Here is a 24,553-nt window from a genome sequence, read left to right on the forward strand (position 1 = left end):
TTGCTGATCAGCATCACGCAGAACAATGGTCTTGCCGGAATCCCGCTCGACGGAGCTGCAAGCGTTTTCGAGCAGGCGGCCGTCGACGCATTCAACCCGGTTTCGAAAACTTTTACGGCACTCACCGAAGGCCCGATCACGACAATTATCGGCCGCACGGCTTCCCCAGCTGGTGTGCATGCCGCCGTGGAAATTCCGGAAATCCTCAAGAGCGCCAAGATCTCGACGATCAACGGCGAAAGCTTTGCCAGCGTGAAAGCAGCGCTGCCCAGCACTGCCGGCCTGAATGACTATGCAAGAAGCGCTTTTTATCTTTCCAAGTTTGCGAACGATTTCAGTTCAAAGATCTACAATTCCGGCGCGGAGCTATTCTACGACACAGTAAACGGCCGCACAGTTCGAGCCTCAGCTACGTTCAGTCAGGAGGCTCTGGCCAGAGTTGGCCTGGAAGCCGTAACGGCGCCGCCGGTTACTGAAGGATTTGCCAATCACATTGGCGCAAGTGCGTTCAATGATGAAATCGGCTACATTCGCGCGAAAGGCCTTTCCAACAAGGAAATTGTCCTGCGCTACAACAATGCAGGCGAGGACTACTACAAGAACCTGCTGTTAGAAGACAACGTCGTCCGGACGTATCGCAATCAACTGCTGGCAGACGAATTCAAACGACTTGCGACGGCGGGTGGCCAAGGCATCAACACGCCGGAGTCTTCGATCAGTGAGGCTTGGCGCAAATTCATCGCGGGGGCTTCCGCCGTCGGCGAAAGCGTCGCCGAAACGGTTACGAAACAACTCGGCAGATGGCAGAACTCCTTCCTGACCACCTTCTCCGACTACTTCGAAGGACTCCCCGAGCAACTGGTAAAGACCGGCAAATCCATCCTGGGTTATTACAAGCAGGCTTGGAACGACACGGTCGGCCTGCTTCACTTTGATGGCAATCCCGCAAGCTACTCCTTGAAGCTGACCGGCGCTGCGATCGGCGCCTTGCTAGGCGTCCTTGATGGCGTTGCCGAATACAAGAAGGCCGGCGGATTTACGGCACCGTTCTTTGCCTGGGCCGCGAAGACGGCGCTGATAACGGCGGTTGCTATCCCCGTCGTTGGCGGCTTGGCGAGCCTTGCGATCTCGACTTCTCCGGTGTGGGGGACCGCCGGAGTCGTCGCCTTCATGGGGGCGGGCCTCTATCTGGGCGTGCGCAGCGTCGCCACCAATCTCGTTGAAGCGTACGCCGACCAGCAGGATTCGATCCTCTATAAATCTGCGTCGACCGTCCTCGGCTATATGAAGAGCTTTGAGGGAGCCGCGGCCTCTTACCTCAAGGAGGCGGCAAGTCTTCTGCCAACCGCAACGCAAGCGAAACAGCTTCTGGCCGGCATTACTCAGATCGCCATCGATACGTTCCAGGTCGTCGGCGCCGGCGGGGCGGGCTACACTTACAATGAGAAAAACGCGGCCCTATGGGGATCAGACGACGCCATTCTGCTCGGCGGTGATCAGAACGACTGGTTGTTTCACTCCGGATATGGCGCGGGATTCGGCGGAAAAGGCGACGACGTCCTCGTAGGAGTGTTCCCAACGATCCTCCACGCTGGCGAGAAGATCGGATCGCCTCCCCCGGCGGGCCAGCCAGACACGCGGCAGGTTGCGCAAAGCGATCTAAATCTTACTCTCGACGGCGGGGTTGGAAACGATTGGGTCATTGTTGCCGGAGGTGAGAAGGCGACGACAGCCGGTGGCCTTGGTCGCGATTGGATCTACAACACCTCGAACGGCGGCATCATCTGGGGCGACACGATCGGGGGTCTTTCGGATCAGCCCGTCCTCGATGCAGACGGCAATCCCGTTCTCAATCCGGACGGTACGCCCAAGACGATCCCGCTCAAGGTCGAGGACACCAAGGAGAACTCCGACAACATCTGGTACTCGGCCAACACCATCGTCAAGGACGCGCAGCACCACGATATCCTCAAGTTCTATGGTCTGACCCTCACCGGCGGCAACGCCGAGGGCGGCATCGCTGGTCTCGCGGCGTTCGGCGGCGTAGGTGCCGTCGTCGGCTACACCAATTTCCTGGCCACGGCTGCCGCGAACGGCGGCAAATACGATCCGGCGAAGTCGATCTATTTCGATCATCTGCTGCCGTGGATGACCTACGCGTTCCGGCCCAATTCCCGCGGCGGGCTGGATATGTACGTCACCAACCAGTTCGACCAGTTGTTCACGGCCGTCATCGGCGGCACCGCGAGCGACGCTTACAAGGCGCAGCAGGCGCTGGATGCGCAAGGCATCCTGAAGGGCTGGATGAAGATCGAGAACTTCGATCTCGTCGGCAGCTACATCGGATTCCAGCAGGCAGAGCTCACCGGCCAAGGCACCTTCGGCATGGTGTTCAAGGCGCCCAATCCGATCGCCGATCTGATGACGCTGCTCGAGCCGCTGCTCGGGGTGTACGGCATTGCCATTGCCGCCCAATATGGCGGCAATACCCTGATCGATCAGGCCGTGACCCTGAGCGCCGCCGCAGCGCGTTTTGCGAAGGGCATGAAATGGGCCGACGGCGCCGATCCGCTGGTAATCGACCTCGATGGCAACGGCATCGAGACGACCGACCTCGGAGTCAGCCAGGTCTATTTCGATGTCGACCACGACCTGTTTGCCGAGCGCACCGGCTGGCTCAGCGGGAACGACGGTTTCCTGGTCCGCGACCTCAATGGCAATGGCGGGATCGACGATATCTCGGAAATGTTCGGCGGCGTCGGGCAGTCCGGATTTGCGCAGCTCACCACCCTCGATTCCAACGGCGACGGCAGGATCACGACCGCAGACGTGCTCTGGTCCGAACTCAGGGTATGGCAGGATCTCGACGGTGATGGCTTCACCGATGCCGGTGAGCTGAAGACGCTCGATCAGCTCGGCATCGTCAGCATCGATCTCGGCGCCACCGCGATCGACATCACGACGCCCGACGGCGCGCGGCTGACCGGCGTCGGCGACATCACCTTCCAGAGCGGTGCCGTCAGGCGCATGTACGATGCCATCCTGGCCTCGAACGACACCGACACCCGATATGCGGGCGAGGCAGGCCGGGCGGTCTGGCAGTCGGGCTCGACGCTCGACGTCAAGGGCTTTGGGCGGGTGACCAACCTCGCGGTCGCCGCCGCCAACGACATCGCGCTCGGCGAGCTCGTGACCTCCACGGCCGCGGCGATGACGACGCCCAAGCTGCGCACGTTGGTGGCGCAGGTCGGCGAGGTGCTCGGCGCCTGGGGCGCGGCGCTGGAGCAGACGCGCGAGCTGACGCCGGTGCTGGTCGGCACCGACGCGAACGGCAAGGCCGTGCTGCTTGACCGCGGCGTCTATGTCGAAGACGGCCAGGGCGGCTATTGGACGCTCGCCTCCGGCGCGCCGGTGCTCGATGCGCAGGGCCAGCCGATCCCGCGCGTCACCATGCAGGACGTGCTGGCGCAGGCGGCGGCGTCCGGCGCGGGCTGGCGTCTGGAGCAGACCTGGTCGCCGTCCGACCGCGACGCCGCGCTGACCGATCGCGATGCCGCGCCCTATCTGATGAGCGTCGTCAACGGGCGCGCCGTGGTCCTCGACTACGGCATCAAGCAGGCCGACGGCAGCTGGAAGCTCGCCTCCGATGCCGCCACCAGCTACGCCAGCAAGGACGCCATTCTCGCGCTCGCCCATCCCACCGGCACCGAATGGCGGACCGAGCAGCTCGGCTTCAACCCCTATGCCGACCTTCCCGTCGACAAGATCGGCGTCCGCTTCACCGACGGCATCGCCGTCGACTACACCGTCGAGGTGACCGACCAGGACGGCACCTTCTACGTCTGGGCGCGCAATCTCGACCGCGCCTTGCAGCTGGAATGGAAGACCGGCGATTCCCGCGAATTCAACCTGCGCAATTACGCGGTCGACTTCGATACGCTCGACGAGGTGAACTCGACCGACGATTCCACCTACCGCGTCGAGATGCTGACGCCGGCGCAATTCCATTTCGCGACCTCGCTCGGCGGCATCGATTTCCGTCCCGAAATGCTGACGGCGCAGCTCGACAATGCGACCGGGCACATCGCCTATGCCGTCGGCCCCGGCGGCAGCGCCAATTTGTCGACCGATCCGGCGCATTACGTCTCCGGCATCGCGACCATGATCGACATGCTGCAGCCGGTCATGACCGAGTACATCGCGACCTCGCGCCGCTATGCGGTGCGCATCGCGATGCAGGGCGGCCTCAAGGACTTCTTCCGCGGCGTCACCTACGATCTCGGCTCCGACAGCTACAAGCCGACGACCAACCGCGAGCTCGCCCCGATGTTCGAGGCGATCTTCGCCGGCGCGCCGGCCGCCAACACTGACGATGCCGTGTTCGACTATCTGGCGCAGTGGAACGGAATTCTGGCGCAGGTCTATCCAGACTATCACCCGTCCGGCGAGGGCAATCTCGGCGGCTCCACGCTCGCGGTCAACCAGGCCTTCATCATGCAGATGATGCTGCCGGCCTTCGAGACCGTCGGCGTCGACCTCGACATCCGCGGCGTCGCGCACGCGCTCGGCATCAGCGACGAGCGCGTCATCACCCACGCGGCCGGCGACGTCATCGTCGACGGCACCGATGCGACCGACTATTTCTACATGACCGCGGGCAACCAGACCCTGCGCGGCGGCAAAGGCGCCGACTACTATTTCGTCGGGCGCAATTCGGGCGACGACCTCATCGACGACAAGGACTTTGGCGACAGCGACGAGCTGCGCCTCACCGACGTGCTCTCGACCGACGTCAAGGCGATCCGAGACGGCGAAGATTTGATCCTGCAGATCCGTGGCCGCACCAACACCATTCGCCTGACCGACCAGTTCCTCGGCGAGAACAACGAGCTCCTCAGCAACGGCAAGCGGGTCGATTCCGGCGTCAGCGCCATCGTGTTCGCGGACGGCGTGGCCTGGGACCGCTTCCGCATGTCGATGGAGGTGCTCGACCGGGAGCGTGCCGCCGGACAGTTCAACGACAATCTGATGGGCTCGGGCTCGGCCGACATCCTCTGGGGCGGCAAGGGCAACGATTACATGAGCGGCGGCGCCGGCGGGGACATCTACGTCTTCCAGGCCGGCGACGGGCAGGACGTCATCGACGACCTCGGCAATTTCTCGTTCGGGCCGGTCAAGGCGGGCATCGATGTCCTCAGTTTCAAGAACGGCATCAAGCTCGAAAATCTGAAGCTGATCCGCGACGGCGAAAGCCCCGATCTGCAGATCGTCTTCCTCGACGACGACGGCCAACCGACCGGTGACACGCTCGTCATCAAGGGCCAGTTCGCGGGCATCAAGACCGGCCTCGGCCTGTTCTCCGACGCGCTCGGCTCGAGCGACGGGCTCGACTATGTCGCGCCGAATCTGATCGAGCGTTTCGTCTTCGACGACGGCTCCAGCGTCGATTTCACGCAGATCGTGCAGAAGGTGCTGGAGAACGCCAAGACCGCGAACGACGACGCGATCTACGGCATGATCAATGCCAACACGCTCGACGGCGGCGCCGGCAACGACTTCCTGTCCGGCAAGGAGGGCGACGACACCTATGTCTTCGGCCGCGGCTACGGCCGCGACGTGGTGCTCGATAATTCCATTCCCGGACTGTTCGATCCGCCGCAGCACGACAAGCTGCAATTCGTCGACGAGATCCGCTGGACCGATCTCGACTTCCTGCGCGACGGCGCCAGCGATACGCTGCGCATGCGCATCAAGGGCACGACCGACGAAGTCGTGCTGCAAGACTTCCTCGCCACGGTTCCGATCCTCGGCTTCGTCAACGTCATCGAGGACATTCAGTTCGGCGACGGCACGGTCTGGACCGGGTTCAAGCTGGCCCAGCACTACATCGACATCGCCAAGACCGCCGGCAGCGACACCATCTACGGCTATGAGGAGCTGTCGGATTCGATCGACGGCGGCGCCGGCGACGACCGCCTCGTCGGCTTCGGCGGCAACGACGTCTATTACGTGGCGCTGGGGGAGGGCAACGACACCATCCTCGACAGCTCGGGCAACGATCAGGTCATTCTCTCCGGCATCGCGTCGACCGACGTCGACTTCTCCCGCACCGCACTCGATCTGATCATCACGGTCCGCGCCACCGGCCAGCGCTTCGTGCTGGAGAACCAGTATGTCCGCGACGACGGCCAGACCTATGCGGTCGAGAACCTCGTCTTCACCGACCGCACGGTGTCGTTCCTCGACGTCAATCCGGAGGACATCGATCTCGTCGGGACCGACGGCGACGAGGCCATCACCGGCTCGAATTTCGCCGAAACGCTCGACGGGCGCGGCGGCAACGACACGCTGACGGGCGGCGACGGCGGCGACACCTACAAGTTCGACGCCGGATACGGCCAGGATGTCATCGTCGACCGCCGGGTGCGCGCGAGCTGGTCGGACCGGCGCGGCGTACGCGTGCCGGTTGACGACGTCGTGCAGTTCGGCGGCGGCATCACCCGCGACAACGTCGTCTTCACCAAGGACGGTGACGACCTCCTGATCTCGATCACGGGCCGTACCGACACGCTGCGCATCCGCAATCAGTTCCGCGACGCCGAGGACGGCGTCGAGCTGTTCCGCTTCTTCGACGGCTCCACCATCAAGATCTCGGACGTCGAGCAATTGCTGCAGATCGCCGGCGGCAACCGCGGCGACAACGTCATTACGGGCCTGCTCGACCAGGAGAACGTGCTGGACGGGCGCCAGGGCGACGACACGCTTTACGGCGGCAACCGCGCCGACACCTACGCGTTCTCGGCCGGCTACGGCTTCGACCGCATCATCGAGCGGCCGGACACGGCGGGCATCGTCGATCGCGTGGTGTTCGGCGCCTCCGTTCGCTTCGAGGACATCGTCGCCAGCCGCAATGGCAATGATCTCCTCATCGACCTCGGCAGCGGCCTCGACGTCCTGACCATCGTCAACGGCTTGTCGACCAGCCGCGTCGAGCAATTCGAATTCGCCGACGGGCGAATTCTGTCCATTGAAGCCATCATCGACCGCATGCTGACCGGCACCGCCGCCGACGACCATCTGATCGGTTTCGACAACCGCGACGATGTGCTGTCCGGCGGGGCGGGTCAGGACGCCCTCGAAGGCGGGTTCGGTAACGACAGCTACAAGTTCGGCATCGGTGACGGCAGCGACAGCGTGTCCGATACCGGCGGTATCGACAAGATCGTGTTCGGCGAAGGCGTAACCTCCGATCTCCTCCATTTCAGCAATATCGGCGGCGATCTGCTGATCTCGATCGGCAACGGCACCGACCGGCTCGCCATCCTGTCCGGCTATAGCGCAAGGCCTGTCGAGAGCTTCGTCTTCGCCGACGGCACCACGCTGTCGATCGAGGACGTGCGCGGCATCATCCGCGACGGCCTGTCGAATGCCAGCCAGGATGTTGTCGATCTCAGGGAGTTGCCCGCCGCCAGCACGCTGCGTCCCGGTGCCGGCCATGACCGCCTCATCCTGGCCCAGGATTCGCGCGTCCTCATCGGCGCCTCCGAAGGCATCGACAGCGTCGAGATGCCCGCCGGCGTGACCAGCGCCACGGTCGTGCTCGAGGCGTACGCCTCGAGCGACGCGATGGTCAGGCTCGTCGCGACCGACTCGACGGACCTCATCGTCTCTTTCTCGTCGGGAAGCCAACTGATCGTCAGGGGCGCGCTCGGCAACGGCAGCGTGCCAAACATCGAATTCGCCAACGGCGTCACCTGGAACGGCGCGGCGCTGGTGCAGGCGGCGATTGCCGGGCAGTCGAGCACGGGAAGCGACATTATCATCGGCAGCGGCCGCGCAGACGTCATCGCCGGCGATGCCGGGGACGATCTCCTGAGCGGCGGGTCAGGCGACGACACCTACAATTTCACGCGCGGCGCCGGCCGCGACGTGATAGACGACAGCTCCGGCAACGACCCGCTCACCATCACCGGCTATCGGCCCGACGAGCTGCGCGTCTCGCAGATCGACCCGGCGCGCAACGAGCTGGTGCTGTCCTTTGCCGATTCGACCGACCAGATCGTGCTGCGCTACGTCTGGGGCTGGAACGGCGTCGACGCGGTTCGTTTCGGGGACGGCACGACGTTCACGCTCGACCAGCTTCGCGACATGGCGGCTGATTTCGGGACCTGGCAGGACGATCGCATCGTCGGTTCCGCGCGCAGCGAGACGTTCAGCGGCGGCGCAGGCGACGACGTCGTCATCGGCGGCGGCGGTGATGACATCTACCGGTTCGGACGCGGCGACGGTCAGGATCGGATCGAGAGCAACGGCGCGGCCGACGGCAAGGGCACGCTCGTCTTCGGTGCGGGTATTGCTCTGGAAGACATCGTCGCGACGCGGGATGCCGACGGCAACATCGTGCTGTCGATCGGCGGCACCGACGATCGCGTCACGCTGGTCGATCCCGCCGGCGACATCGATCCGGTCATCGCCAGGATCGTCTTCGCCGACGGCCGCAGCCTCAGCTACCGCGACATTGCCGCCTCGATCGGATCGACCGAAGGCGACGATCACATCATCGTTCCCGCCGATCTCGTCAATCCCGACATCGGTTCGGTGATCTCCGGCGGCCTCGGCAACGATCATGTCGAAGGCGGAAGGGGCGCCGACGTCGTCACCGGGGGCAAGGGCGACGATCTGCTGGAAGGCGGCAGTGGCACCGATACCTATTATTTCGGGCGCGGCGATGGGCAGGACACGATCGCCGATGTCGAGATCACCGATGCGTCCAAGGTCGACAAGGTCCAATTCGCGGCCGGCATCCTGCCGAGCGACATCCGCTTCCTCTCGGTCGGACCGAACGACCTCGTGGTCGGCCTTGTCGGCAGCGACGATCGTCTGACGCTCAAGGACATGTTCCGGGCCGGGACCGGCACGACCGACTACGGGGTTGAGCGGTTCGAATTCGCCGACGGCACGGTCTGGCAGCTCGACGACATCGTCTCGCACGCAGCCGCGTCGACCGGCGCGGGCGCCGACGCGATCGATTTCGGTCCGCAGCTCGATGCCGCCATCACCCTCGACGGTGGCGCGGGCGACGATGTGCTCGCCGGCGGTATCGGCGACACCACCTACGTGTTCGGCCGCGGCTATGGCCGCGACACGATCCGCGAGGCCGCGAACGCGACCGGCTCCAGCGACACGCTGCGCCTGAACAGCGGGATCGTGCCGAGCGACGTCGTGGTCGTCAGGGACGGCAACGATCTCGTGCTGCGTTTCGTCGGCAGTGACGACCGGTTGACGATCGTCGGCCAGGCCACGGCGAGTGCGCCGCCGATCGACGTCGTGCGCTTCAACGACGGCACGCAATGGAGCGCGGCGACGCTGCTCTCGCGCGCGCTGACGCCGGATGCGGCCGAGCAGGTGCTGCATCCGAGCAATCCGTCGGCCGATCCGTTCTCCGCCCCGGTCTTCGCGGGCGCGGGGCCCGGATCCGGCGGGGGAGGAACGCAGGGATCCTCGACCATCGGCCTTGCCCGCTACGATTCCGTCTCGCAGTCCGTCACCGGCCTCGCCGTGGTCGGTTCGGCCACGGAGATCGGCAACGGCACCTATCAATTGACGCCGGAAGCCGGCAGCAGGGCCGGCGCGGTCTGGGGCAGCATCGACCTCTCGCAGAACGTGGTCTGGACCACCAAGATGCTCTTCGGTGCCAACGAGGGTGGCGCCGACGGCTTGTCCTTCGCAGTTCAGAACAAGAGTGCAGGCGAGCTGACGGCGTCGGGCGGCGGCGGGATGGGCGCGCTGGTCTCCGGCTCGTTCGGCATCATCTTCGATACCTGGGGGCAGGCGACCGACTTCAGCCAGTTCGTCGTCAACGGCCAGACCGGCGACGATAATTTCGATCCGCGGCACGACTTCAGCCAGCTCGAGGATGCCGCCTGGCACGATGTCGTCATCAGCTGGGATGCGGCGAGCAAGACCTTCAGCTACAGCGTCGACGGAACGCCGATCGGAAGCAAGACTTACGATGTCGTCGGCAGTCTCTTCGGCGGCGATGCAGACGTCTGGTACGGCTTCGGCGCGGCCACGGGCGGCGCAACCAACGACCAGCGAGTCCAGATCCTCTCGGTCACCACCTTGCAAGGGACCGGGGTCGACCCTGACACGGTCGGCACCGTCGAGCAGATCGGCTCCGGCCTGTTTGCGCGCGAGCTCGCCGGTGCTGCCGCACAGAACAGATATGACTTGTTCGTGCCGCTTTCGCGCTGGGGCGACCGTGTCGACGTCGTCACGAATTTCAAGAGCGGCGATGCCGGCGACAGTCTCAACATCGCGATTGCCGAAGGATTGTCCGGCACGTTGCTGGCGTGCGCGGTCGGCTCCGACACGCTGATCTATTTTGCGGAGCAGGGCACGCAGCGCTTGGCCGATGCACGGCTGCTGTTGCGGCTGGACAACGTCTCGCCGACCAGCCTCACCAGCGTCAATTTTGCCGGCGCCGCGTTCACGGTGGTTGCCAACCAGATATTGACCGCGAGCGGCGCTACCCCGCTTCAGGGCGGTTGGGGCGACGACACGATTAACGGCGACAACGCGGCCAACACGCTGTCAGGCGGGGCCGGCAACGACACATTCGCGGATGCCCGTGACGGCAACGACATTCTGACCGGCGGGACCGGCAACGACTGGTTGCGTGGCGGCGGCGGCAACGACACCTATGTGTTCAACCGCGGTGACGGCCAAGACATTATCAGCGATTGGGGTTCCGGGACCGACACCATCCAGTTCGGTGCCGGCATTACGGCTGCCGATGTCGTGGTGACGCAGGGCAGTAACGGCCAGGACCTCGTCATCGCCATCGCAGGGACCGACGACAGGATCACGGTTCAGCGGAGCCTCGATGCCGACTGGACTCGAGTAGAGCAGCTGCGCTTTGCCGACGGCAGCACGCTCAGCTATACCCAGATGGTCGACCGGTCGCTGACGCCGACGGTCGGCAATGACACGTTCGCCGGAGACCAGTTTGCCAATACGCTGTCGGGCGGCGTCGGCAACGACACCATCTCGGATGCCCGCGACGGCGACGATACCCTGATCGGCGGGGCCGGTAACGATTGGCTGCGCGGCGGCAACGGCAACGACACCTACATCTTCAATCGCGGTGATGGTCAGGACGTTATCAGCGACTGGAATTATGGGAATGACGTCATCCAGTTCGGCGCCGGCATCACGGCCGCGGATGTGGTGGTGACGCAAGGCAATAGCGGCCAGGACCTCATCATTGCCCTCGCGGGAACCGAAGACAGGATCACTGTCCAGCGAAGCATCGATACCGACTGGAGTCGGATCGAACTGGTGCGCTTCAGCGACGGCAGCACGCTCAGCTATGCGCAGCTGCTCGATCGTTCGCTGGCACCGACCACCGGCGACGACACCTTTGCCGGCGACCAGTCCGCCAATACGATATCGGGCGGCGCCGGCAACGATACGATCCTCGATGGCCGCGACGGCGACGATATCCTGATCGGCGGCACTGGCAACGACTGGCTGCGTGGTGGCAACGGCAACGATACCTATGTGTTCAACCGGGGCGACGGCCAGGACATCATCAGCGATTGGAACTCCGGCAACGACACGATTCTGTTCGGGGCCGGAATCACCGCCGCCGACCTCTCGCTGACGCGCGCCAGCAACGGCCAGGATCTGATCATTGCCATTATCGGAACCGAGGACCGGATCACCATCCAGCGGGATATCGACACCGACTGGAGCCGGATCGAGCAGCTGCGCTTCGCCGACGGCAGCACGCTCAACTATGCCGACATGCTCGCGCTGGCGGACGCCAACGACCGCAGCGGCCTCACTCAGATCGGAGCGGCATCCACCAACGGCATCGTCGGGACCGATGCTGCCGAACTCCTCAATGCGTCCGCCTATGCGACTGGCGCCATATTGGATGGTCGCGGCGGCTACGATCAGCTGACGGGCAGCGCCTATGACGACGCCCTGACCGGTGGTACCGGCAACGATTCGCTGACGGGCGGCGCCGGCGCGGACACCTACCGGTTCTCCGCGGGCTTCGGTCAGGACACGATTCAGGAATCGACGTCGAACGGCAGCAACAACATCATCGTGTTCGATGCCTCGCTCTCGATCGATGATTTCGTGCTGGAAGCCTACGTCTCGACCGACGGCAACGGCAATTCCGATTTCGGTCAGGCCCGGCTGCGCTTCGCCGGCACCGACGACCGGATCACGATCGCCGACCTCGACACGATCCAGCAGATCCGCTTCGCCGCCGGCACCGTGCTCGACCGCCAGCAGATGCTGGCCCGCGTTGTCGATCTCTACGGCAACGATAGATCCATCTCCCCGTCGGATATCCCGATTCCGAATCCGCTGAGCGGATCGGCGAAGGACGACCTGCTCGAAGGCCGTGGCACCGACGATACCCTGCTCGGCGGCGCGGGTAACGATCGCCTCGACGGAGGCGACGGCACCGACATCCTGAGCGGTGAGACCGGCAACGACGCCCTGTCCGGTGGCGCTGGAGCCGACGTCTATCGGTTCTCGGCGGGTTTTGGCCACGACAGGATCGACACAGGCGACACCGGGCTCGACTGGATCGAGTTCGATTCCAGCCTGACGCCAGCCGACATCGAGCTGCTGCGTCCCTATGACCGGTATGAGGGCGGTGGCCTCACCGACGACCTGCTCGTGCACGTGAAGGGCACCGAGGACGTCATCGAAGTCCGCTATACCCTGGGCGAGGATCCTTACCAGAGCATTGCCGGCATTCGCTTCGCGGATGGAACGACCTGGACGCTGGCCGACATCGTCAACGCCGCGGCGCCGACGCCGGGCATCAACGTGCAAGGCGCCATCTCGGACGACACGCTGACCGGCACGGCGCACAACGATTCCCTCAATGGCGGTGGCGGCAACGATACGTTGACCGGCGGTGCCGGCGACGATTTCCTCTGGGGCGCGGAAGGCGACGACATCTTCGATGGCGGCGGAGGCAGCGATGCCCTGATCGGCGATTCCGGCTCGGACCTTTATCGCTTCTCCAACGGTTTCGGCAACGATTTCATCGATGATTTCCGTGACGCCGGCGCGACCAATGCGATCGTCTTCGATTCGACCATCGCGGTCTCCGACATTGCCGTCTACTTCTCGCAGTACGGCGACCTGATCCTGAGATCCGTCAACTCGGACGATTCCATCACGATCGGCAGCGCCTATGCCGATGAAACCGCCGGTGTCGATGAAGTCCGTTTCGACGACGGGACGATCTGGACCCGCGACCAGCTCGTTGCGGCTGCAATGGCCCTGCCGGGCAGCGCGATCCAGGGGGATGCGACCGATCAGACGCTGACAGGCACCGCCTTCGACGACAGCATCGACGGTGATGCCGGAAACGAAACCATCATCGGCGGTGCGGGCAACGATATCCTGTACGGTGGAGACGGCGCCGACATCCTGATCGGCGGCGCCGGCCACGACGAGCTGGACGGGGGATACGGTAACGACATCTATCAATTCTCGGCAGGATTCGGCTCGGACACGGTTTACGTCACGCCGTACTATGCGGACGACACCGATATCATCGAATTCGACGCGACGATTGCCGCTGCGGATGTTCATCTCACTTTCGAAGGAGATGGATACCCGCCGAGCATGTTGTTGACGATCGACGGCAGCACCGACCAGATCATGCTGAACGGGCTGCACGAGTCCACCGAGATCCATTTCGCGGACGGCACGATCTGGACTTATGACGACATGGCCTCGCTCGCCGCGCCGTGGCTGGGCGTCAACCTGCAGGGCGACCAGGGCACCGACGTTCTCGGGACCAGCGGCTGGGACAAGCTCGAGGCCAACGACGGTGTCGCATCTACCATCATTGGCTTTGCCGGCGACGACATCCTCAACGGCTCCACCGGCGACGACATCCTCGTCGGCGGCACCGGCGACGACCAGATGCAGGGCAACCAGGGAGCCGACACCTACCGCTTCTCGGCCGGATTCGGCCAGGACGAGATCTACGAGTGGGGTTCCGAGGTCAACCACATCGTCTTCGACTCTTCGATCTCGTCCGGCGACATCATCATCGAGCACGAGGCCGGCTATAACGGCGACATCACCTATGCCGACGTGATCCTGCGCGTCGCGGGCACCGAACACCGTATCACATGGGGCGGCGGCTTCGGCTCCGGCGATTTCGACATCCGGTTTGCCGACGGCACGGTCTGGAATTCCGACGATATCAGGGCGCGCTGGAGCTCGATCGAGCATCCCTATCAAGGCGGCACCCCGATGGTCGGAGGCGCCACCAACGACAGCATCTACGGCTCGACCGTCGCCGACGTCATCGAAGGCGGCGGCGGCAACGACTATCTGGACAGCAATTCCGGTGGCGACATCCTGGTCGGAGGAACCGGGTCCGATCGGCTGTATGGCGGTCTCGGCAGCGATACCTATCGCTTCTCTGCCGGCTTTGGCGAGGACTGGATCAACGACTCCGAGAACGGCTCGGACGTCAACGTCATCGAGTTCGACGCGACGATCGACCCGGCGCAGGTCAGCGTCCTGTCTGACGCCTCCGATCTCCAGGGCAATTACTATCTGTCCATTGCCGGCACCGAGGATCGCGTCTGGGTCTCGCGCTACGGCCACGACGCCGTGATCTCGCAAGTCCGTTTCGCCAATGGCACGGTATGGAGCGCCGCCGATATCGAGGCGCGCCTGACCTATTCGAACCGGCCGACGCTGGTGAGTTCGGCTGGTGGCGCACAGATGGTCGGTACCGCCGGCAGCGACACCCTGACCGGCACGGCCGCCGCGGACGACATCAACGGCGGTGGATCGGTCCAATGGCGGCCGGTCGGTCCCAACCTCATCGTCAACGGCAGCTTCGAGCAGCTTGCCGCGGATGCCAGCCCGCAAAGCTGGGGCTACTCGGCAACGACGTTGCCGGGCTGGAGCCGGATCAACAGCACGCAGCCGGCGACGACGCTCGGCATCGAGCAGATCACCTCCGGCTACAATGGCGTCGCCGCAACCAATGGCAATTACTGGCTCGATCTCGACGGGGCAGGCACCGGCGGCAGCAATGTGCAGATCGCCCAGGACGTGACCGGACTCACCGAGGGCGAGACGTTCCTGGTGCAGTTCGACCATGCCAACCGCACCTGGGACTGGAACGGCTCGTTCGACGTGCTGTGGAACGGCACGGTGGTCGCGAGCTTCAACAATACCGGCACGGCGATGGTGCGCTCCAGCGTGCTGGTGACGGCAGCCGCCGGCACCAACCAGCTCAGCTTCCGCGGCACCGGCAACCAGGACGGCGTCGGCGCCTCCCTCGACAATGTGAGCCTGACGCGTGCGGAAGCCGTCCCGAGCTCGGCGGTCGGCAACGACGTCCTGTCCGGCCTCGACGGCAACGATCTCGTCCAGGGCGGTGCCGGAGACGATGTCATCTCCGGCGGCAACGGCAACGACACGCTCAATGGCAATGGCGGCAACGACACCATCAACGGCGATGCCGGCATCGACATCCTGATCGGCGGCAAGGGCAACGACAACCTGGTCGACGGCCAGGGCAACGACGTCTATCGCTTCGCGGCAGGCGATGGTCAGGACATCATCACCGACGCAAATGGAATCGACCAGATCGAATTCGGCGCCGGCATCGATCCGGCAGACGTCAGGGTCGCACTGGCCGGCAATTCCTCGACGCTCGTCGTCACATTCGGCAACAGCGACGACCGCATCACCATCAACAACGGCTCGGTCACCGACGGCAGGGCCATCGAGAAGTTCATCTTCGCCAACGGCACCGTTTGGAGCTTCGCCGACATCGCGGCGCGATGGAAGACGCCGACCGCGGGCGCCGACATCATTCTCGGCACCACCAACGGCGAGACCCTCGCGGGCGGCGCGGGCAACGACAGCCTGATCGCCTTCGGCGCGGCCACGCTGCTCGGCGAAGCCGGCGATGACACCCTGACCGGCGCGAACGGCGCCGATATCCTGGTCGGCGGCACCGGCAACGACACGCTGCTTGGCGGGCAAGGCGACGACGTCTACCGCTGGGGCCGCGGCGACGGCAGCGACACGCTCACCGACACCGGCGGGATCGATCGCGTCGAGATCGGCGCCGGCGTCGCGCCCGGCGACGTCAAGGTCACCTCGCTCGACGGGCGCAGCCTCGTCCTGCGGATTCGCGACACCGGCGAAGAGCTCAAGCTCACCGATGTGATCGCGAATGCGAGCAATTTGATCGAGAGCATCGCCTTCGCCGACGGCACCGTCTGGACGATGAACGATCTGAGGGATCAGTCGTATATCGGCGAGGATGGCGCCGACACCATGGTCGGCAGCAGCGACGCCAACCGCCTCGATGGGCGCGGCGGCAGCGACAATCTCTCCGGCCTCGGCGGCAACGACGTGCTGCTCGGCGGCGGCGGTGACGACACGCTCAATGGTGGGACGGGAGACGACGGTCTGGTCGGCGGTCTCGGCAACGATGCGCTGTCGGGCGGAGCCGGTGCCGATACCTACGTGTTCGCGGCCGGTGACGGCAACGACACGATCACCGAAGGCGGCGATGCCACGAACGATACGGTGCGGATCGAAGGCTATGGCCTGTCGCAGATCCGCTTCGGCGCGCTCGGTCAGGACCTGATCATCCGCTTCGCGGGGAGCGCCGATCGCATCATCGTCCGCAACGGTCTCGGCAGCAGCGCAAACGATCTTGTCGATGCCTTCGAGATCGCGGCCGACGGAATGACGTTGTCGCTTGCCGACGTGCGTGGCCGCCTGGTCGAGGACGTCGCCGTCACGGGCGAGTTCCTGGCCGGGAGTGCCGCCGATGACGTGCTGACCGGCGGTACGGGCGACGATTATCTGAAAGGCGGCGAGGGGGCCGACATCCTGTCCGGCGGTGCCGGCAACGATCAGTTCGGCGACATCTCCGCCGACGGTTCGGTCGACAGGCTGACCGGCGGCGCCGGTCGCGACACCTATTACTATCTGCCGGTGCGGCAGGGTGCGTCGCCCATCGTCGCCGACGTCATCACCGACTTCCAGGCGGGCGCCGGCGGCGACGTCATCCGCCTGATGACTAGCAATCCGAATCCGTTCGAGGGCGGCAGCATCTTCCTGGCGCAATCGGGCAGCGATGCGCTGGTCATGATGCGGGCAGGTTCAGGGCCTGACCAGGAGCTGGTGCGCCTGCTCGGCGTCGATGTTGCCACGCTGACCTCGGCCAATTTCGACGGCGTCCCGATCGCGATCGACAATTCGATCAGCATCAATGACGACGATGCCGGCCACGTCCTCAACGGCAGCGCCCTCGATGACCGCATTTACGGCAATGGCGGCAACGACGTCATCAATGGCTTCGGCGGCAACGACCGGCTGGCCGGCGGCGCCGACAACGACGTGATCGACGGCGGCCTCGGCAACGACCTGATCGCTGGCCAGGAAGGCAACGACGTCATGGTCGGCGGCGGCGGCAGCGACATCATGTCGGGCGGCTCGGGCGATGACGTCATCAGCGGTTACGGCGACGGCAGCTTCGCCACCGACACGGATGTGTTCGAAGGTGGCCAGGGCGACGATCAGCTGTCCGGCGGCATCGGCACGGACGTCTACCGCTTCGCGCGCGGCGACGGCCGCGACACCATCGCCGATCTCGACGGCAGCGATCGCCTGGAATTCGCTGCTGGAATCGCAGCCGCCGATGTCGGCGTCGTGCAAATCGGCCGCGACGTCGAATTGCGGATCAACAACGAAGGCGGCCGGGTGCGCGTCATCGGCGCGCTCGACGGCGCCAGCGCCATCGAGACGATCGCCTTTGCCGACGGCACCACGTGGACCTGGAACGACGTGCTGACCCGTTCCCTGCAGGGATCGAGCGGCGACGACGTGCTTGCGGTTCCCGCGAGCTTCCAGGGCGATCTCGTCACCCTCGACGGCAAGGCGGGCAATGACACGCTGAAAGGCAGCGCGGGGGCCGATACGTTGATCGGCGGCACCGGCAACGATGTGCTGCAGGGTGCAGGCGGCGACGACACCTATGTGTTCGCCCGCGGCGACGGCCAGGACGTCATCCTCGACACGTCAGGGATCAACACGTTGAGCTTCGCGGCCGGTATCCTGTCGACCGATATCCGCGTCGTGCGCGGCGCCACCAATCTGGTGCTCGAAATCATCGGCACCGGTGATCGGGTCGATTTCGGCGCTCCGGCGACGGCGGACATGGGCGTCTCGCGCGTCACCTTCGCCGATGACACGGTCTGGACCGCGTCGACCCTGATCGCGCTCGCCCGTACCGCGACCGACGGCGACGACGTCATTCGCGCAGACGATCTCGATAATTCGCTGGCCGGCGGCGCCGGCGATGACCGACTGATCGGCAATGGCGGGGCTGACGACCTCGACGGCGGCACCGGAAACGATCGCCTCGAAGGCGGCACCGGCGACGACACCTACCGGTTCGCAGCCCATGGCGGCCACGACCGCATCGCCGACGCCGCCGGTAATGACACGCTGCTGCTGGCGGCGGATATCGCGCCTGACGACATCACCGTCTCGCAGAGCGAGGATGGCGCCAACTTCACGCTGATCGTCAAGTCGACCGGCGCGCGCGTCACCATCGAGGGCGCGCTCGGCGCAGGCGGCATCGAGACGATCCGCTTTGCCGACGGCACGGTGTGGGGAACGTCTGATCTGATCGCGCGCGCGCCGAGCTTCGCCGACGACGCGCTGACCGGCGATGCCGGCAGCAACGTCATGATCGGCGGTCTCGGCAACGATCATCTGTCCGGTGCTGCCGGCAACGACACCTACAGCTTTGCCCGCGGCGACGGCAGCGACGTCATCAACGACAAGGCCTCGTCCGCGGCCGATCGGCTCGAGATCAGCGGCTACACCGCGGCCGAGATCAGCTTCCACCGCATCGCCGCCGACAGCGACGATGTCGCGATCCGCTTTGCCGGGACCACCGACCAGATCGTCATCGTCGATGCGCTCGGCGCCAACTCCGCCGGGGTCGAGACGATCGCGCTCGCCGACGGCACGCAGTACACCGTCGCCGATATGAAGCTCGCGATCCTCGCCAGCCTCACCACCGACGGCAACGACATCATCATCGGCACCGACGGCGCCGACACGCTGATGGGCGGCAAGGGCAACGACCTGATCGACGGCGGTTACGGCAACGATACCTATCTCTATCGCCGCGGCGACGGCGACGACCGGATCAACGCGGTCGGCAAGGGTACCGACGTCCTGAGCCTGACCGACTACAACGTCGCAGGCGTCGTCTCCGCCGTTCGCGCCGGCCCTGACAGCAACGATCTCGTGCTCTCGTTCTCGGGCGCGGGCGATCGTGTGGTGCTGATCGACGCCCTCAGTCCGTCGAACAATCCGTCGTTCGGCCTGTCGATCCGTTTCGCCGACGGCACGGTCTGGAACCGCGACGCGATGCGGGTCCGCGCGCTGTCGGATATCGACGGCACCGGCAACGACAATGTCTACGGCTTCGACGGCAACGACACCTTCGCCGCGCGGGCGGGCAACGATCTGCTCTCGGGCGCTGCCGGCGACGATCTCTATCTGTTCGGGCGCGGGGCCGGCAACGACACGGTCGTCGATTCCGGAACCAATGGCACCGACCGCGTCCAGATCGCGGACTTCGCCTCGACGGAAGCCCAGGTCGAGCAGCTCTATCGTGGATCGGATGCCGTCGTCATCCGCTTCACCGGCAACAGCGCCGACAGCCTCACCGTGTTCGATGCGCTCTCGACCGATGCCAAGGGCATCGAGAGCTACGTCTTCGCCGACGGCGTGACCTGGACCAAGGAGACGCTGCGGGAGCTGCTGGGCAACCGCGCCCCGACGGCCCTGGGTGACGGCTTCTTCTCGGTCACCACCGGCGTCGAGCTCGTCATCAAGGCGACCGATCTGCTGCGCAACGATTTCGACGCGGACGGCGATGCGCTGACGATCGTCGGCGTCGATGCTGGCGATTCCGGCGTTGCCACGATCGATAGCCAGGGCAACATCCACTACACCGCGACCAACGGCTATTACGGCTCCGCCTCGATCAGCTATACGATTTCAGACGGCCACAACGGCTTCGCCACGGCCTCGATCGATCTCAAGGTGCGTCCGGTCGCAACGGCCTATCCGGACACGGGCTTCACTGTCGCGGAGGATGGCTCGCTGGTGATCCGCGTCGAGCGGCTCTTGGCCAACGACCTCGACGGCGACCGCATGATCGTCGGCCAGGTCTATCAGGCCGTCAACGGTACGGTCGCGTTGGCGAGCGACGGCAACATCACCTTCACGCCGAACGCCGATTTCAACGGCATCGCCGAATTCAGCTACGTGGCGAACACGCCCGAAGGAGGCCGGGCCGAAGCCAAGGTGACGATCCAGGTCACCGCGGTCAACGATGCGCCGGTCGCGCATGACGATACGGTCGATGCGACGCCCGAAAGCACGGGCTTCACCCTCGATCCGGCCACGCTCAGCGTCAACGACACCGATATCGACCACGACGGGCTCACGGTGCAGTCGGTGATCTCCAACGCCGATGTCACCGTCACGATCGGCGACGATGGCCTAATCCATGTGACCCCCCGCGCCTATTTCTGGGGCAACGCCCACTTCGACTACGTCGTCGCGGACCCGAGCGGGGCGACCTCGACAGGCCGGGTCAATTTCACCGTCACCCCCGTGAATGATCCGCCGGAGCTGCACGACGATCGCTTCGAGACGACCGACAACGGCGATCCGATCCGCGAGGACAATCCGATCGTGGTCGGGGCCGATCGGCTGCTCGCCAACGATATCGAGCACGACGGCGAGACGATGACGGTCACCGCCGTCCGCAACAGCCATGGCGGCAACGCCGTGCTGCTCGAGAACAACACCGTCCTGTTCACGCCCGCGGCCAATTTCAACGGCGATGCCTGGTTCGAATATCAGGTTGACGACGGCCACGGCGGTATCGCCTGGGCTCGCGCCACGTTGGCCTATCAGCCGGTCAACGACCTGCCGGATGCCCGCAACGACAGCTACACCGACCAAGCCCTGCCGATCCTGCGCGGCACGGAAGACCACGCGATCGAGATCCCGATCATCGAGCTGCTCAAGAACGACGGCGATATCGAAGGTTTCGCGGTTCAGTTCGAGAGCGCCGGCAACGCGGTGCATGGCGACATCGAAGTCACCGACCACGGCACGATCATCTTCACGCCGGATGCCGACTTCTGGGGTGAGGCGACTTTCAGCTACCTCGTCCGCGACAATGAAGGCGCGGTCGACGGCGCCACCGTCACGATGTGGTTCGACAACGTCGGCGACGCCCCGCCGGTCGCGCATCGCGACGTGATCTACGTGAACGAGGACATCCCCACCGTCATTCCGATCGCGTCGCTGCTCGCCAACGACACGGATCTGGATCGCGATCCGCTCCGCTTCCTGGGCTGGCGGCTGTCGACGACCGCGGATGCGCTGGTGTTCGGCGGCGATGCCGGCCAGAAGCTGAACGGCACGATCGAGTTCGACGCCGATGGCAATCTGGTGTTCACGCCGAACCGGGATGCGAGCCAGGGCTCTGGCTTCGTCTACGGGGTGACCGACGATGCCGACGGTTCGGCGGAGGGCTATGTCGACATCGTCATCGTTCCCACCAACGACGATCCGACTGTCGGCCAGGACGAAGGATTCGTCACGCCGCTCGACGCGCCGCTGGTGCTGCGCGTCACGGATCTGTTGAAGAACGACTACGACATCGAGCAGGCCGACCATGACGGCGACGGCGTGATCGATGACGATCTCGACAACCCGAACCGTGCCCGCCCGACCTTCGTCGGCGTCGATGGCGTCTACGACGCGGATGCGCTTGCGCTCGGCCAGCGCGTACCGCGCGGCACGGCCGAGCTGGTCGAATGGAACGGCGGGACGTTCATCGTCGTACGCTTCCCGGCCGGCTTTACCGGCCAGGTCGCGGTCGAGTACCGCATTGCCGACGCCGATGGCGCGACCGACACCGGCTTTGCGATGGCGTCGGTGGCCGACAGCTATAACGGCCTGCTGCGCGGCACGGCGAAGGCCGACTACCTCGTCGGCACCGAGGGCGCGGATCTGATCCAGGCGCTCGGCGGCAACGACTTCGTGCTGGGCGGCGGCGGCAACGACCGGATCGAGGCCGGCAATGGCGACGATCAGATCGATGCAGGCGCCGGCGACGACTGGATCGACGCCGGCGATGGCGCCGACCGCATCACGGGCGGCGACGGCTATGATACCGTCAGCTTCGAGAACTCCGATTTCCTCGTGCGCGCCGACCTCGAATCGCGCGTCGGCCAGGGCGGCTACGCGCAAGGCGACACCTATATCGGCATCGAGGCGCTGATCGGCTCGCAATATGCCGATCAGCTCGGCGGCGATGCCGGCGACAACCGGCTCGAAGGCCGCGACGGCAACGACCTCCTCGAGGGGCGCGGCGGCAACGACGTCCTGCTGGGCGGCGCGGGCGACGACGTCCTGAACGGCGGAGCAGGGGCCGACATGCTCGACGGCGGCCTTGGCAGCAACACGGCCGATTACAGCTTCGGCGCCACCGGTGTGTCGATCTCGCTGGCATCAGGCACGGCCCATGGCGGCGATGCCGAAGGCGATGTTCTGACCAACATCCAGAACCTGACCGGTAGCGATGCCGACGACACGCTGGAAGGCGATGTACTCGCCAACATCCTGTCGGGAGGTCGCGGCAACGATATTCTGGTCGGTAATGCCGGCGACGACACCCTGATCGGCGGCCGTGGCGCCGACCAGTTGACCGGCGGCGAGGGCATCGATACGGCCGACTACACGCTGTCGACCGAAGGGGTCACCGTCGACATGGCCGACGGTGCGGCCGGCGGCGGCGATGCGCTCGGCGATACCTTCTCCGGGATCGAGATCATTCAGGGCTCGTATCAGGACGATACGATCAGAGGCGACGCCGGCGACAACCGCATCCGCGGCGGACGCGGCGCCGATGTCATCGATGGACGCGGCGGCTTCGACATCGCCGATTACAGCAAGGCCGACGAGGGCGTCGCGGTCAATCTGGCGGCCGGCCTCGGCACCGCCGGCGAAGCGGCCGGCGACCAGCTCACCTCGATCGAGATGCTGGTCGGCTCGCTTTGGAACGACCAGTTCACCGGCAGCGCCGGCGACGACCGGTTCCAGGGACTTCGCGGCGATGACGCCATCGGCGGCGGGGCCGGCTCGGATACCTATGTGTTCGGCTTCGACGACGGCCAGGACGTCATCACCGAGCAGGGCGCGGAGACCGACACCGACCGCCTGGTGCTGTCGTCGGCGATCGCGCCGAAGGACTTGTCCGTCGTCCGCGAGGGCAATGACCTCCTCCTCGAATTCGAGCGGCAGGATGGCTTCCTGATCGACACCGTGCGCGTCACCGACCACTTCGTCGGGGCCGAGAGCGGCATCGAGGAGATCGTGTTCGCCAACGGCACGGTCTGGACCCGCGACCGGATCGATCAACTGCAGCAGCTCGGGCGCTTCAATGCAGCCGACGACATCGTGCATCTCGGCGTCGAGGACGAGCCGGTCGTGATCGACCCGGCGACTCTGTTCGCCAACGACGCCGACAGCGCAGTCAACCTGACGCTCGCCGGCGTCGGCAATGCCGTGAACGGCACGGTGCGTGTCCGCGAGGACGGACAGATCGAATTCCTCGGCGCGCCGAACTACAACGGCGATGCCTTCTTCAGTTACACCGTGCGCGACCAGTTCGGCCGCGAATCCACCGCGCGGGTCGAGGTCGATCTCGCGGCGATCAACGACGCGCCGACGGCGGTGGATGATGCGCTGGTCTACGCCGTCGAGGACCAGATCCTGCGGATCCGGATCGATACCCTGCTCGCCAACGATTTCGACATCGATGGCGACGCCGATTTGGAAGAGTTGCACATCGTTTCGATCGCGCCGCTGACCAACGCGTCCGGACAGGCGATCGACAGTTACAAGGATCCCGACTACCGCTTCGAGGGCAGCAACGTCACCGCGCAGCTGGATGGCGACTACATCCAGTTCAAGCTGCGTCCGGACTATTTCGGTGCGGCAGGCTTCGTCTACACGCTGGCCGACGCCAGCGGCGCGACCTCGACCGCCAGGGTCGAGATCTCGATCTCGCCGGTCAACGACGCGCCGCGTGATCGCGACACCTATCGCTGGATCCGTCTCGGCCAGGATACCACCGTTACGGTCGCCGACCTCTTGGCCAACACCTACGACATCGAGGGCGACAGTTTCACCTTCGTCGGCCTGCATGGCGGTCTCGACGACAACCCCGCCAACAATGGCAGCCTGGTGTTCGACCAGGCGACCGGCACCATCACCTTCACGCCGGCCTCGCTCGGCCCGGCAAGCATCGAATATGACGTGATCGACGCGCGCGGCGCGGCGGCGACCCTGACCTACGACTTCAAGGTCAAGCCGCTCAACGACGCGCCGAAGGCCTACAACGACTATGGCT

At 65.1% G+C, this 24,553-nt stretch carries 1 protein-coding gene (running past one end of the window); it reads left to right on the forward strand.

The features are described from left to right. A protein-coding gene (locus DCM80_RS18870; RefSeq protein WP_257198120.1) for a tandem-95 repeat protein crosses the window boundary here: on the forward strand, positions 1 to 24,553 show its 5' portion. Its footprint extends 8,681 nt past the window's final position; the window shows 24,553 of its 33,234 coding nt (coding positions 1-24,553); the start codon lies at positions 1 to 3; the stop codon falls past the right edge of the window.

Source organism: Bradyrhizobium sp. WBOS08 (assembly GCF_024585125.1).
GTDB lineage: Bacteria > Pseudomonadota > Alphaproteobacteria > Rhizobiales > Xanthobacteraceae > Bradyrhizobium > Bradyrhizobium japonicum_B.